This is a genomic window from Nocardia sp. NPDC004582, from assembly GCF_053602115.1.
Window position 1 is genome coordinate 16,206 of the sequence record NZ_JBSGCY010000036.1, and the last position, 12,979, is coordinate 29,184.

Genomic DNA, 12,979 nt, shown 5'->3' on the forward strand with positions numbered 1-12,979 from the left:
CCTTAGTCTCCGATCTCACTCGCCGCGGGCGTCGCATCGGGTATGGGAAGCCGTCTGCTTCGAACCGTTGGCTCTGCCGCGTAGCCGAGGCGCAGAATCGATGCCATCGTTTCCTGCCTCGGTACTCCCATCAGGTCCACGAAACGGCCCTGAAGTGACGCTAGTGTATCGGCGAACTCCGGGGAAACCGCTCTCAGTTCCTCGGGGCGTCGCGCGAACAGGAACAGCGGGGAGACGGGCTGGACCGCCAGACCGTGGCGTTCGGCGTCGATCCAGACCCGTTGCAGGGCCTCGCCGGCGCGGGCGTAGGCGGCCAGCTCGGCCGGATCGCCGGGGGCCGGCTCGGGGAAGGTCAGCACCGCCACCGCCGAGCTCGACCGCACCTTGTCCCTGGTCCCCTCGACCAGGGCGACACCGCCAGCCCAGGAGCGCAGCAGGGTCATGACGTCGCCCCGGCGGGCGATCTCCAGCTTGGCCAGCTCGTCCGGCGCGAGGTCCAGGGTGCGCAGGTCCATGCCGGTGCGCAGATCGTCACCGGGCCAGCGCAGCTCGGCCATCATCTCGGTATGCATCGCCGGGGTCAGGTATCGGGTGCGCTCGGCCGCGGCGAGCAAATCCGCGGCCTCCGCGACCCGGCTCGCGTCATCGACCCAGCGCAGTTCACCACCCGCGCGCCGGGCGGTGCGGGCCAGCTCGGCCAGCACCGCGGACGGCACGGGCACTCCCGTACCGTCGCGGCGATTGGTGTGGCGGCTGAGCAGCGCGGGGTGATCGCCGGCCAGTTCCGGATCCGCGCCGGCCCCCAGCCGCAGGACGGCGGAGAGCTCGCCCGCACCCTCGGCGCGCAGCTCGCTGTCGCCCAGCAGGCCCTGGGCGGCAGCCGCCGCGCGCGCGTTGTAGAGCGCCGCGCCGACCGCCAGCGCACTGCCGCGGTAACCGATGTCCATCAGCGAAGAGCGTTCGGGCGCAAGGGTTATCGTCACCGACCCGGCGTCGGCGCGCAGGGTCCAGGGCTGCGCGTTGCCGCCCGAGGGCGCGCGCTGGGCACAGGCCAGAATGGCGGCCACACCCGATTCGGGCAACGACTCCTCGGCGGCCTCCTCGGGCCACACCAGATCCTCGACCGGCGGCGGTTCGGCGATCTCGTCCAGCGACCGGTCGACATCCACCCGGGTCCGGCCCGACTCCAGCTTCTGCCCGAGCCCGATCCGGCGCACCGCGGTCGCGACGCTGGCACCGCCCAGCAGCACCTCCGAGCCCAGTTGCGGCCAGCTGTTGAGGGTTTCGCCGACCTCCACCATGCTGGCGGCGAGCTTGTCGGACAGCCTTTTGCCGTCCAGGATCCGGATCACGTGCGGCGCCTTGTCGCGGGTGGACAGGCCGCGCAGTTCAGCGGCGCGGGTACCGCCCAGCATGCCGTGGAAGGGCAGCCGCTCGGGATCCAGGTCGAACCGCTCCACATCGACCAGCCCGCGATCGTTGGACTGCATGATCAGCGGCATGCGGTGCCGGCGGGCGGCTTCCCGCACGGCCAGCTTGATGTCGAGCGAGTCGCACTCCTCGACCACGATCGACAGGCCGGACAGGAACTCGTCGATGTTGCCCTCGGTGACGCCGGCGTGGAAAACCTCCACCGGCAGATACGGGTCGAGTTCGGCGATCCGGCGGGCGGTGACCACGGCCTTGTTGCGGCCGATATCGAAGACCGATCCGGGGATTCGATTGAGATTGGACAGCTCGATGGTGTCGAAGTCGGCGAGCCTGAGCAGGCCGCAGATACCTTCCAGCGCCAGGGCCAGGGCGACCGCGTGGCCCACGCTCTGCCCGACCACCCCGATGGACAGCCCGGCCAGTTTCGCTTGCTCGGCGCGGGTGAGGTGATTGCGATTCCGGTCCAGGCGCAGCGCGCGCATCACCTGCGGACCCGGCATAGCAATTACGGTGCGCCGCCACGGATAATAAATCCACCGATCGAATTCCGGCCCTTCCGACAATTCCGGCGGATCGAGCAGGCCAGAGAATTCCGAACGCAGCAAATCACGCAAATCGGAAAATTCTATTCGCGGATCCGCGCGCAATCGCGCGAGCTGTTCCGCGTCATTCGAATTCAATTCATCGAGCAAGAGCGGCCGATATTCACCGACCGCCGGGTTTTCGTTGTTCATGCCTGCGCCAGTCTCTCGCCGCCCGTCCAGTCGACCGGGCCGCCGGCGCGCATCTCGGCGAGTTCGGACTCCACCAGGGCGACCTGCCGGGGAGTGCCGAGCGTCTGGTAGTTCTCCATGTCCCACCACACCGGGTGGGTGATATAGCGGTCGTTCGGATAACCCGACGACGGGATCCACCACACGACGGTCATTCCGGTCGTGCGGTAGCGGTCGATCACGTGCGACGGCGCGATCCCGGTCGAATACCGGGCGCCGAGCAACAGGGTGCTCTGCACGATGGCCCGCGCGACCCAGTCGGCGAGCTCGTGCCGGTGTTCGGCATCGGGGGCCACCCACCCGGTCTTGGATTCGATGACGCCGTCGGGAATCTGATCGGCGACCAGCTTGCGGAACGCCGCGTCACCGGCCCGTCCCGCCCAGCTCCGGACCGCGTGCACCTGATCGACATGCTGATGCGGGCCCTCGGCGCGCACTCCGGCGACCACTCGCCCCTCGGCGTTCAGCGCGACGCAGAACAACGAGGTACCGGAGCCGTCGAGCCAGGCGTCGTACTCGACCGCCTCCTCGGCTCCATAGTGCCGGTAGACCTCGAGCGCACCGGCCAGATACTCGCGCCACAACCGCGGATCCGCGTGCGGCGGACCGATCAAGATCGTACAACCGGATTGTGCGTCCGCGCTTCGGAGCATCCCGCTACCAGGGCTTTCTGCCGGGGCAAGCGCGATCGGTTCGACAGCCATATAGTTCCGCTCCACTAATGCACTTACTTCGCGCAACCCTCTTGCGTATCCCACCGGATACGGTCGTGCTTCAGCCGTGCCCGGCTGAGGCACCTAGGGGAGTATCCGCCAGCCGACTGAAATTGTCCAGGCATCCGGCTAATCCCCCGAAATCCAAACGTTCCTCCAGAAATCACTGCTGGTCAAACCATTGCTATCAGTCATGAAAACTGGCGACAAGACCGGTTGGTTCTCAATCAGTTAACAGTTAGCTATCAGACCAGGATGGAGATGAAAAGCTCCAGTTCGGCCGGGCCGTGCCAGATCTCGATCTCCTCGCGGTAGGCCCGGGTGATCTCGGCGGAGGCGGTGGCGTCGTCGACCTGGGCCCAGACGTCCTCGGCGGGGTCGTGGTAGTCGCCGTTGGGGCTGAAGCGGGCGTAGACGCCCTTGGGGACGCGGATGAGGACGTCGCCGAAGGGGGCGTCGTCGGGGCCGGGGTATTCGTAGGAGACCAGCACGTTGTAGTTCCCGGCGGGGTCGGGGACGTAGACCGTGGCCAGGGGGCGCCGGGTGCCCTCGCGGTCGCGCAGGCGGTCCCGCAGGAACTCGATGAGCTCGCTGTTGGAGACCTTGAAGCTGGGGCGCACCCGCGGGACCACCAGGCCGCCGTAGACGCCGCCGGGGCGGACCACGATCGAATAGGTCACGACTCGACCGCCAGGTACAGGTCGATCTTGTAGGCGTGCGGGTAGGTCTCGAAGTCGCCGGTGTGGATGCGCTTGATCTGGTTGTGCTCCTCGGCGTAGGCGATCTGCGTCCACAGGTCGGTCATCACCTGCGGGAAATTGCCGATCGAGGAGAAGCGGGCGTAGGTGCCGCGCGGGAGGCGGGCCACCAGATGGCCGCGGGTCACCTCGTCGAGCGAGTTGCACTGGTAGCCGACGATCTGGGTGTTGTAGGTGCCCAGCTCGGCCGCGTAGTCGGTGTAGGCGGAGGCCAGCGGCCCGCCCAGGTCCTGGTGCAGGACCGCGGCCCAGGCCACTTCGAGGTCGTGATCGCGCAGTTCACCGAGGGCGCGTTTGGGACTGCGCACCGGTAAACCGGCAACCCAGGTCTCGTCCCGCTCGACGATCTCGAACTGCATGGAAGGAACTCTCTCGAGGTGTGATTTCACAGCTGGTCGGCCAAGCCTTCGCCATGCTATCAATCGCCGGGGACCGGGCCGGGCGACACGACAGAGGCGCTCGTCTCACCGGCCGGCGGGGTCGTCCTCGCGGCGGCGGTGCGGGCGGGCCATGGGCGCGTGCCAGTGCCGGAACAGGGCGATCAGGCGCAGGGCGACGGCCCCGGCACCGGCCAAAGCGCCTGTCCAGTAGGTGTATTGGCCGTAGTGCAGCAGGGTCGCCGTCACCGCGGATCCGAGCAGCGCGGGGACGGCGTAGAGCTCTCCGTCACTGAGCACGCTCGGTGTGACACCGGCCAGCACGTCGCGGATCACACCGCCGCCGACCGCGGTCACCAAGCCGAGCGCGGCGGCCGAGGTGGCCGACATGCCGTACTGGAACGCGGTGACCGTGCCGGTCACACAGAAGATGCCGAGGCCGATGGCGTCCGCGATATTGAGCGGGGTGCGCGTCAGGCGGACCGGCGGGTGCCAGAAGAAGATGAGCACCGCCGCCAGCAGCGCCGTCGCCGCGTAGGAGAGGTCGACGAAGGCGCGCGGCGGGGTGCGGCCGATCACCAGATCGCGGATCACACCGCCGCCGGTGGCGGTCGCCACCGACAGGGCCGCGATGCCGACCACATCGAAGCGGCGGCGCACCGCGAGCAGCGCGCCCGACACTCCGAATGCGAACACTCCCATCAGGTTTCCCGCGCTCTGCGCCGCATCGGCAGCGGTGCCGAGTTCGACGAGATCACTCATTGCACGCCCGGTTCCCTTCCTGGGTCGCTAACTCCCGGCTAACGGCGCCCAGTATGCCCGGTCCGCCATGCCGACGCGCAGCCGCACGGTGCGGGCCGGAATGTGGTTGAGTCACCTGGTGTGCCGCACAATTGCCCAGCTCGACGCGGAACTGACCGCCTGTCGCGCCTGCCCGCGACTGGTGGCGTGGCGCGAACAGGTCGCACACGAGAAACGGGCCGCGTTCAGTGACGAGAATTACTGGGGCAAGCCGGTTCCCGGGTTCGGTCCGGCCGATGCCCGGCTGCTGCTCGTCGGCCTGGCACCCGCGGCGCACGGCGGCAATCGCACCGGCCGCATGTTCACCGGCGACCGCAGCGGCGACGTGCTCATCGCGGCCATGCACGCGGTCGGCCTGACCAATCAGCCGACCAGCGTCTCCGCGGACGACGGCCTGCGTTTGCTGGGAACTCGCGTGACCGCGCCGGTGCACTGCGCACCACCCGACAACAAGCCCGCCCCGCTGGAACGCGACACCTGCCGCCACTGGCTCACCACCGAACTGACACTGCTCGCACCCACCTTGCGCGCGATCGTCGTGCTCGGCGCCTGGGGCTGGCAAGCCCTCCTCCCCGCCCTATCCGAATCCGGCTGGGCCATACCCAAACCCAAGCCCCGATTCGCCCACGGCGCACACATCACCCTGGAGGCCGCCACCCCCGGCCGCTCCCCGATCCACCTGTTCGGCACCTACCACCCCTCCCAGCAAAACACCTTCACCGGCCGCCTAACCCCCGCCATGCTCGAGCAAGTCCTCCACGACGCCGCCCGAGCCGCCGGCCTCCCTTGACCGCCGACCGGCACACCCTGGAGGGGTTTTGTCCGGAATCGCCTCCAGGAGGTGCCACTCGGCGAACGGGGCGGGGTGGGCGGACCGGCTAGGATACGGGCGTGAGCAGGGGCGATGATGAATCCGGGGTGGGCGGTGGCGGTGTCCGGGGTGGTGGGAACGGCGTCCGGCCGCGGCGGGCCGAGACCCGGCAGCGGCTGCTGGACGCGGCGTTCGAGGCGTTCGCGGAGGAGGGGTTCGGGCGGTGCTCGGTCGAGCAGGTGTGTGAGCGGGCCGGGTTCACGCGGGGCGCCTTCTACTCGAATTTCACCTCGCTGGAGGAGTTGTTCCTCGCCATGTGGGAGCAGCGGTCGGCGCTGCTGCTGGCCGAAGCGGCGGCCGTGCTGGACGCGCCCGGCTCGGTGGCGAACGATCCGCGGCGCGCGGTGGAGCAGGTGCTCACCGCGGTTCCGGTGGACGACAAGTGGTTTCGGATCACCTCCGAGTTCACCGCGCACGCGCTGCGCAATCCCGGCCTGCGGCAGGTGATGGTGGCGCGGGAGGAGGCGATCGCGGCGGCGCTCACCCCGGTGGTGGTGGCGCTTATGCGGCGCAATGGGCGGCGGGTGCCCGATCCGGCCGCGCTGGGCCGGGCGCTGGTCGCCGTGCACGACGGCACCCTGGCCCAGTGCCTGCTGGAGCCCGACAACCCCGCGATCCGCGAGTACCGGGTAGACCTGTTCCTGCGGGTCCTCGACTCCTACAGCGAACCGGCCTCGAGAAACCCCACCTAACCAGCCGATTCGCCGTCTCCCCACCGCACCTGCTAATGTTCTCCGAGCGCGGATCGGAAGATCCGGCGCGGGGCTATAGCGCAGTTGGTAGCGCGTCTCGTTCGCATCGAGAAGGTCAGGGGTTCGATTCCCCTTAGCTCCACAGCAAAGGCCCGGTCGATACAGACCGGGCCTTTTTCTTTTTCCTCGACCCGCCTGAGCTCGGGGTTGAAACGGGAGTGGGCGTGTGGGCGATACTTCCGATCGGAAGATCTTGATCACGCGACGCGAGTTTAGGGGATTCATGAGTAGGGCATGGGGTATCGCCGCTGCGGTTGCGGCAGTGGGTGTTTCGGGATTGGGATTCGCGGGCGCGGGGACCGCGCAGGCGGCGCCGCAGGATTGCAGTGTCACGAAGGGGGTGTTCGACGCGTCCGCCGTGTGTGGGAATGACGGCGGGACCAACTATGTGCTGCATCTCGATTGTGTCGGACTCTATGCCAGTGGGCCGTTCCCGATGTACGCGATCGGGCCGTACAAGGTGCTCAGTTATCCCTTCACGCCGGGCGGGCAGACCGTCTCGGCGGGCTGTACGGGGATGGGACCGGGCGTCTTCGCGGTGGCGACGAATGCCTATGTGGAGATCTACAACCCGTAGGCGGTACGGGCCGGACTGCTGAGCAGTCGTCTGACGAAGGGGCTGGTTTCCTATCGGGACCAGCCTCTTTCATTGCGCGGGTATCGCTGGGGCCGGGGCGATCTGCTGTTAATCTCAGGCGCGGCTCGAGGGCCGATGATCGAAAGCGTTCGAGTACTTTGGCGGTAACCTGTCGTGACTGTTGATGATGTAGTGGCGACTCCGGTTGCGCCGGTGGACCGAGTGGTGCGGGGGCGGGGCGGGCGGTACGAGTTTCTCGACGCGCTGCGCGGGCTGGCGGCGCTGGCGGTCGTGGTGCAGCACGTGTCGGAGCGAATCTGGCCGGCGTATTTCCGGTTCTCGGCAGCGCATTTCGGGCTCGGGGAGTTCGGGGTTTTCGTCTTCTTCTTGGTCAGCGGGTTCATCATTCCGGCGTCCATGGAGCGGGGGCGGTCACTCGGCGCGTTCTGGGTGGGGCGGTTCTTCCGGCTGTATCCGCTGTACTGGGCCTGTCTGACCGCGGCGGTGCTGTTGTACTCGATCCAGCAATACAAGCTGCCGCCGGCATTTCTGGAACACCCGGTGACCAACTTCGTCATGAACCTGACGATGGTGCACTACTTCATCGGCGGACCGGCCATTCAGATCGTCACAGCGTCCTGGTCGCTGTCGTACGAGCTGGCGTTCTATCTGTTCCTGTCCCTGCTGCTGACCGCGGGACTGAACCGGCGATCGGTGCCGCTGGCGGTGCTGGCGATCGTGCTGGTCGTCCCGGGTGCGCTGCTGCCGCCCTTCCTGATCAACGGGCCGGGTGCGACGAGTCTGACGCGGGTCGCAGCCGCGGTCGCGACCGTCGTGGTGGCGGTGGTGTTCGCCTGCATGGCGACCGACCGGCGGGCGGCCGTCACCGCGGTCGGGCTCGTATTCATCACCGTGCCACTGGTTCTCAATCAGCCCGGGGTGTCGGTGCTGACGTTCGGGTATTTCGCGACCATGTTCGTCGGGACCGTGCTCTACCGGATCACCTCGGGTGAGATCAGCGCCACGCGCGGGTGGGCGGTGTTCGGGCTCGCGATCGCGGTGATCCTCGGCATCAGCACCTTCGCGCGGCCCGCGCTGGATCCGGGCAGCGGCGCGTGGGTCACCTGGGTGAAGCAGCCGACCACCATCATCACCGCCTACCTGTTCTTCGTAGCCGCGCTGATGCTGCGGAAGTACGCGTTCCCGCGGCCGCTGCTGTTCCTGGGCCGGATCAGCTACTCGCTCTATCTGGCGCACGCGCTCATCCTCGACGGGCCGCGCTGGACGAAGCCGGTCCTCGGCATTCCCGCGACCTGGCTGACGCTGGTGACCTGGGTGGGCGCGGCGATCGCGATCGCGGCGGTGACCTACCGCTGCATCGAGAAGCCGTGCCACAACCTCGGCCACCGCATGATCGCCAAGATCGACAGCCGCAAGCGGGCCGCGGACGAATCGCGCACCGTCGCCGCCTGAGTCCTCGCCACTCCGTCAGCCGTGGGGCTGGGTGGATGCCGGAGCGGGGCCGAGTTGACCGGCCAGGGCCCAGGTGCGGCGTTCGTCGGCTGGGGTGGAGAGGTCGGTGCTGGTGAGGACCACTTCGGTGGCGCCGGCTTCGTAGTAGCGGTGGATGCCGGCGGCTACGGCTTCCTCGTCGCCGATGAGGGCCAGGTCGGCCGCGCGGGAGGCGCCCTCCTGGTCGATGACTCGGCGGTAGGACGGGATGTGTTCGTAGAAGGACAGTTTGTCGATCGCTCGGGCTCGGGTGGATTCGACGTCGGCGGTGACGACGGCGGGGACGAAGGCGATGATCCGCGGCGTGGTGGAGGATGCGCGGGTGATGGCCGGGACGATGTGGGAGCTCAGGGTTTTCGGGCCCGCCAGGTAGGGCAGGGTGCCGTCGGCCAGTTCGCCGGTGACGCGGAGGGCCTGGGGACCCATCGCGGCCACCAGAACGGGGATTCGCGGGTGGGCGCCCGGGACGGCGGTCGGCAGGGATGGGGTGGCGGTCAGTAGTTCGCCGTGGAAGTCGGCGGTGCCGGTGTCGAGCAATTGGTTTATCGCGGTGAGGAATTCGCGGAGACGAGCGATGGGGCGGTCGAACGGGACGCCGAAGGCGCCGGCGGCGAGCGTCGAGCCGACGGCCAATCCCAGGTGGTAGCGGCCGTGGGTCGCGGCCTGGGCGGTTTGCGCCTGCGCGGAGACGAGGAGCGGGTGGCGGCCGACCACGGGGATGGCGGAGGTGCCGACCTGCAAGCCGGGCAGCTCACGGCCCACGATCGCGGCCAGCGTGGGCGAGTCGTAGTCCATTCGCTGGCCGAACCACACCGACCCGATACCCAGCTCGTGGGCCGACCGGGCCTGGGCCACCACGGCGTCGACGTAGTTGTCCGCGTTCGTCGCGGCGAGCGCTATTCCGAGAGTCATGCCATGGGCAACCCCGCCGCGCGAACGACTGTTCCGGCAACGGGTGATGCAATCAGTTCGAGCGCAATGGTTTTCGCGATTGATCACGACACGTACCGTGGGCCGGCCCGCCCGCGGCCTCGAACGAGGTCGCGGGCGGTTCGCTGATCGGCGGCTCGACATCAGCCGGCCCGGATCCAGTTCGCCGCTTCGGGAAGATCGAGGCGGTGCTGCGCGCTTGTATCGTCCATGACGGCAACCGGGTCGGAGGACCATGTGAACCAGCAGAACTCGAATGGCTCGACCGTACTGTCGGTCGGATTGCATCCCAGCGCTGTGGATTACAGCAGGTATCCGCAGTTGACCGAGGAAATTCTGACCGCGCGTATCGCGGCCGGCGAGGCGGCGTTGCGCGCGGCCGGGTTCGATCTGGTGTCGTGTCAGCTGCCCGCGGATCCCGATGCGGCGGAAGCGGCGCTGCGCGAACACGTTGCGGGGCGGAGCTTCCGGGCGGCGATGATCGGTGCGGGGGTCCGCATGGCGGGCGAGCACACGCTGCTGTTCGAGCGGCTGATCAATACGCTGGCCGACGAGGTGCCCGGAATTCGGTTCTGTTTCAACACGTCACCGGAGACCACCATCGACGCACTGCGCCGGTGGGTGGAGCCGGGCGAGCGCTGACGGCTCGGTCCGGGCGTCAGTCGGCGGCGATCGCCTCGAAGGCGCCCGCCTGGTAGGAGCCGCCCTTGGTCCGGGTGATCACCGCGAGCCGGTTGGCGGCGTTGATCAGGGCGATGACGTACACGAGCGCGGCGGCCTGGTCCTCGTCGTAGTGTTTGCGGACCAGGGCCCACGTCTCGTCGGAGACACCGTGATTCGCGTCGGCGAGCCGGGTGCCCTCCTCGGTGAGGGCGAGGGCGGCCTGCTCGGGCTCGGTGAATACGGTGGTTTCGCGCCAGACGGCGACCAGGTTGATCCGGGTGGCCGATTCGCCGGCGGCGTCGAGCTCCTTGGTGTGGGCGTCGACGCAGAAGCCGCAGCCGTTGATCTGGCTGGCCCGCAGTTCCATCAGCTCCATCAGTGACTTCGGCAGGCCCGACTGGGTGATCGCCAGACCGACACCGGCGAACCGCTTGTTGAGCTTGGCGCCGACCGCGTTGGTGTTCAGGTCGATTCGGGGTTCCATCATGTGATCCTCACGTGCGGTTGTGCATTGGACGACCACAAGACGCCGGAAACCGCGCGCGCGTGACAGCATCGATCCTGTGAGGTGGGCCACGGCCCCGGACGACAGCGCCCGCGCCATCCGGAGATGACGCGGGCGGTGGCCACGCACGGCTACTTCGGTTCCGGGTGGGTGGTGGGGGTGTGGATGATGTCGAAGTACACGGTCTTGTCGTTGGCGTCCGGGTAGACGCGGTAGGTGAATTCCTTGTCGTTCAAGGTGATGATGTCGGTGACGCGACGGAACTTCTCCTGTCCCGCATCGTCTTTCGCGACGATGGTGCGGGTCTTGCCGTCGGCGGGGACCGACCAGTCACCGTGCATCTTCGGGGTGTCGTCGAGGTTGTACATGGTGAAGGTGCCGTCGGGCTTGAAGTAGGCGAAGCCGACGTAGTTCTTGACATTGTCGTCGGTCAGCGGCACCTGGTTGCCGTGGGCGTCGGTGGCGGAGGTGGTCTCCCAGGCGGTCGCGGCCAGCACGGCGGCGGGGGAACCGGGCGGGACGGCCATGGTGGCGGCCGCGGAGGTGGTCGGCTGGGCGGAGGTGGTGCTGGAGCTGGAATTGTCGTTGCTGCTGCACGCTCCGAGCGCACCGACCGCCGCGAGGGCCACGGCAAGAGTCGCGATCTTCTTCGTCATCTCTTTACCTGTCATCCGGCCCACTCTAGCTATCCGGGGGCAAGACCACGCTCAAGGAATCGCTGGCAGGATCGGACGGCCGCGGGCAGGTCCACGGCCTCGGGCGCGATCTGATACTGGGCCGCGATACCGCGCATCATGCCGGTCAGCACGACCGCGTCGGCCACCGGATCGAGGTCGGCGGCCACCGTCCCGTTGGCCTGCCCGGCCCGCAGGATCTGCGCGACGCCGCGGCGGAAGCGCTCGTCGTCGGTGGCGAAGACCGGACGCAGCGCTGCCTCGGAAGGCATTGCCGCGCCCCACATCACGAAGAAGGCGCGGCTGGTCCGGGGATGTCCGATCATGGCCATCAGATAGTCCTCCGCCAGCCGCGACAGCACCGCGATGAGGTCGAGTCCGGGCGCTGCCGGTTCGGCGGCGCCCGAGTCGCCGACGAACTGCGCCTGGATGCGCTGGGCGAGTTGATCGACCAGCGCCGCCTTGGTGCCGAAATGGTGGTTGGCCAATCCGCGGCTGTAACCCGCGAGTTGCCCCACATCGGCCAGTGAGGTCTGGTCGACGCCACGTTCGGCGAACAGCGACTCGGCCGCGTCCAGCAGCGCCTGACCGGCCTGGGCCGCGCGTTCGCGCTGGGTGCGGCGCGGGGGCGGGGCCGCGTCGCCCCCCTGCGCCATCCGCGCCACCGGTTTCCCGGTGGCCTGCGCCAGTGACCTCTCCGTGCGACCCGCCATGGCGCCACCCTAACTAGCCCAGTCGGGTACCGCCGTTGACGGGCACCACTTGCCCGGTCACATAGTTCGACAGCGGTGAGCACAGCCAGAAGATGACGTCGGCCGCCTCGCCGATGGTGCCGGTGCGCCCCAGCGAGACGAACGGCATCGGCCGCGCCGCGTAGATCTCGGCCTCGGTGGGCGGGACCTCCGGGTCCACCGTGATGCCCAACCGCTGAGCCTGCTTGGCGGGCATCCCGACCCGGATCTCGCGGCCGCCGGTGCGGATCACCTCGCGATCGGATTGTGGCTGCCCGAAACGGGTTTGGATGATCCCGAACGCGACCGCGTTGACGTTCACGTGCATCGGACCCCACTCCTGGGCCAGGGTGCGCGCCAGCCCGAGTACGCCCGCCTTGGCCGAGGCGTAGTTGGCCGCGCCGTCGAGCCCGAGCAGACCGGCCATGGAGGAGACCATCACCGTCTTGCGGTGCCGCGTGATCCCCTCGGCGGCGTCGGCCCGGTCGGCCGCGCGGAACACCGGTGCGCAGGCCCGGGCCAGGCGGAACGGCACCACCAGGTGGATGTCGAGCATGGCCTGGAACTGGTCGTCGGTCATGGCGTGGACACGCGAGTCCCACGCGTAACCCGCGTTGTTGACCACGATGTCGAGGCCACCGTACTCGGCTGTCGTGTAGGCGACGAGGTCGTCGCACGCGCCGGGCGCCACCAGGTCGGCGACGAAGGCTGCGGCGGTGCCCGGACCATAGGCGTCGTTGATGGCGGCCACCGCCTCGTCCGCCTTGTCCCGGTCGACATCGGCGACGACGACCTTGGCGCCATTGGCGGCCAGCAATGTCGACGTGGCGCCGCCGATTCCGCGCGAACCACCGGTGACGATCGCGACCTGCCCGGCCAGCAGGCCGCTCGCGAAACTCGGCTTGATCATG

General features: G+C 68.5%; 15 protein-coding genes and 1 tRNA gene. 6 read left to right on the forward strand and 10 right to left on the reverse strand.

Features of this window, described 5'->3' with window-relative positions; all coding sequences use genetic code 11:
- Positions 1 to 2 precede the first annotated feature (2 nt).
- From ACWELJ_RS13275 to ACWELJ_RS13295, 5 genes are all read right to left on the reverse strand, one after another.
- Entirely contained in the window at positions 3 to 2,165 is a 2,163-nt protein-coding gene (locus ACWELJ_RS13275) for an Rv1355c family protein (RefSeq protein ID WP_452366406.1), read from the reverse strand.
- Positions 2,162 to 2,818, reverse strand: coding sequence for a hypothetical protein (locus ACWELJ_RS13280; protein WP_452366407.1), 657 nt, complete (start codon positions 2,816 to 2,818; stop codon positions 2,162 to 2,164). The genes ACWELJ_RS13275 and ACWELJ_RS13280 overlap by 4 nt, the downstream gene beginning before the upstream one ends.
- A gap of 344 nt (positions 2,819 to 3,162) precedes the next feature.
- The gene (locus ACWELJ_RS13285; protein WP_452366408.1) at positions 3,163 to 3,597 is read right to left on the reverse strand and encodes a GyrI-like domain-containing protein; all 435 of its coding nucleotides are present in this window, start codon (positions 3,595 to 3,597) and stop codon (positions 3,163 to 3,165) included.
- Positions 3,594 to 4,034, reverse strand: a complete 441-nt coding sequence (locus ACWELJ_RS13290) for a GyrI-like domain-containing protein (protein ID WP_452366409.1) — start codon at positions 4,032 to 4,034, stop codon at positions 3,594 to 3,596. The genes ACWELJ_RS13285 and ACWELJ_RS13290 overlap by 4 nt, the downstream gene beginning before the upstream one ends.
- A gap of 105 nt (positions 4,035 to 4,139) precedes the next feature.
- Positions 4,140 to 4,814: a trimeric intracellular cation channel family protein gene (locus ACWELJ_RS13295; protein ID WP_452366410.1), complete on the reverse strand. Its 675-nt coding sequence runs from the start codon at positions 4,812 to 4,814 to the stop codon at positions 4,140 to 4,142.
- A gap of 100 nt (positions 4,815 to 4,914) precedes the next feature.
- Here ACWELJ_RS13295 and ACWELJ_RS13300 point away from each other — a divergent pair, with 100 nt between their 5' ends.
- The 5 genes from ACWELJ_RS13300 to ACWELJ_RS13320 all read left to right on the forward strand — a co-directional run bounded on the left by ACWELJ_RS13300 (position 4,915) and on the right by ACWELJ_RS13320 (position 8,526).
- The gene (locus tag ACWELJ_RS13300) at positions 4,915 to 5,643 is read left to right on the forward strand and encodes a uracil-DNA glycosylase (protein WP_452366437.1); all 729 of its coding nucleotides are present in this window, start codon (positions 4,915 to 4,917) and stop codon (positions 5,641 to 5,643) included.
- Between the two features lie 128 nt (positions 5,644 to 5,771).
- Positions 5,772 to 6,416 carry a TetR/AcrR family transcriptional regulator gene (locus tag ACWELJ_RS13305; protein ID WP_452366438.1) on the forward strand — a complete coding sequence of 215 codons (645 nt, stop codon included), beginning with the start codon at positions 5,772 to 5,774 and terminating at the stop codon, positions 6,414 to 6,416.
- Between the two features lie 69 nt (positions 6,417 to 6,485).
- A tRNA-Ala gene (locus ACWELJ_RS13310) sits at positions 6,486 to 6,558 on the forward strand.
- 84 nt (positions 6,559 to 6,642) lie between these two features.
- On the forward strand, positions 6,643 to 7,053 hold the full coding sequence (locus ACWELJ_RS13315; protein ID WP_452366411.1) for a hypothetical protein: 411 nt from the start codon (positions 6,643 to 6,645) through the stop codon (positions 7,051 to 7,053).
- 192 nt (positions 7,054 to 7,245) lie between these two features.
- Positions 7,246 to 8,526 (forward strand): acyltransferase family protein, encoded by a 1,281-nt coding sequence (locus ACWELJ_RS13320; protein WP_452366412.1) that lies wholly within the window; start codon positions 7,246 to 7,248, stop codon positions 8,524 to 8,526.
- Positions 8,527 to 8,541: 15 nt separating this feature from the next.
- Here the strand turns inward: ACWELJ_RS13320 and ACWELJ_RS13325 are convergent, their stop codons facing one another.
- On the reverse strand, positions 8,542 to 9,477 hold the full coding sequence (locus ACWELJ_RS13325; protein WP_452366413.1) for a TIGR03564 family F420-dependent LLM class oxidoreductase: 936 nt from the start codon (positions 9,475 to 9,477) through the stop codon (positions 8,542 to 8,544).
- A gap of 339 nt (positions 9,478 to 9,816) precedes the next feature.
- Between ACWELJ_RS13325 and ACWELJ_RS13330 the strand changes: the two genes are divergently transcribed.
- Complete coding sequence (locus ACWELJ_RS13330; protein WP_452366414.1) at positions 9,817 to 10,137, forward strand: hypothetical protein; 321 nt, start codon at positions 9,817 to 9,819, stop codon at positions 10,135 to 10,137.
- A 16-nt stretch (positions 10,138 to 10,153) separates the two neighbouring features.
- Here the strand turns inward: ACWELJ_RS13330 and ACWELJ_RS13335 are convergent, their stop codons facing one another.
- From ACWELJ_RS13335 to ACWELJ_RS13350, 4 genes are all read right to left on the reverse strand, one after another.
- A complete protein-coding gene (locus ACWELJ_RS13335; RefSeq protein ID WP_452366415.1) occupies positions 10,154 to 10,642 on the reverse strand; it encodes a carboxymuconolactone decarboxylase family protein in 489 nt (162 codons plus the stop codon).
- Between the two features lie 152 nt (positions 10,643 to 10,794).
- Positions 10,795 to 11,334 carry a DUF4822 domain-containing protein gene (locus tag ACWELJ_RS13340; RefSeq protein ID WP_452366416.1) on the reverse strand — a complete coding sequence of 180 codons (540 nt, stop codon included), beginning with the start codon at positions 11,332 to 11,334 and terminating at the stop codon, positions 10,795 to 10,797.
- Positions 11,335 to 11,348: 14 nt separating this feature from the next.
- Positions 11,349 to 12,050 (reverse strand): TetR/AcrR family transcriptional regulator, encoded by a 702-nt coding sequence (locus ACWELJ_RS13345; protein ID WP_452366417.1) that lies wholly within the window; start codon positions 12,048 to 12,050, stop codon positions 11,349 to 11,351.
- 13 nt (positions 12,051 to 12,063) lie between these two features.
- Positions 12,064 to 12,978 carry an SDR family NAD(P)-dependent oxidoreductase gene (locus ACWELJ_RS13350; RefSeq protein ID WP_452366418.1) on the reverse strand — a complete coding sequence of 305 codons (915 nt, stop codon included), beginning with the start codon at positions 12,976 to 12,978 and terminating at the stop codon, positions 12,064 to 12,066.
- Between the last annotated feature and the right edge of the window lies 1 nt (position 12,979).

Coding starts and splice junctions, on each gene's coding strand:
- ACWELJ_RS13275 (WP_452366406.1), bottom strand. CDS start 2,165: ATGAACAACGAAAACCCGGCGGTCGGTGAATATCGGCCGCTCTTGCTC.
- ACWELJ_RS13290 (WP_452366409.1), bottom strand. CDS start 4,034: ATGCAGTTCGAGATCGTCGAGCGGGACGAGACCTGGGTTGCCGGTTTA.
- ACWELJ_RS13295 (WP_452366410.1), bottom strand. CDS start 4,814: ATGAGTGATCTCGTCGAACTCGGCACCGCTGCCGATGCGGCGCAGAGC.
- ACWELJ_RS13300 (WP_452366437.1), top strand. CDS start 4,915: ATGTGGTTGAGTCACCTGGTGTGCCGCACAATTGCCCAGCTCGACGCG.
- ACWELJ_RS13325 (WP_452366413.1), bottom strand. CDS start 9,477: ATGACTCTCGGAATAGCGCTCGCCGCGACGAACGCGGACAACTACGTC.
- ACWELJ_RS13335 (WP_452366415.1), bottom strand. CDS start 10,642: ATGGAACCCCGAATCGACCTGAACACCAACGCGGTCGGCGCCAAGCTC.
- ACWELJ_RS13340 (WP_452366416.1), bottom strand. CDS start 11,334: ATGACAGGTAAAGAGATGACGAAGAAGATCGCGACTCTTGCCGTGGCC.
- ACWELJ_RS13345 (WP_452366417.1), bottom strand. CDS start 12,050: ATGGCGGGTCGCACGGAGAGGTCACTGGCGCAGGCCACCGGGAAACCG.
- ACWELJ_RS13350 (WP_452366418.1), bottom strand. CDS start 12,978: ATGATCAAGCCGAGTTTCGCGAGCGGCCTGCTGGCCGGGCAGGTCGCG.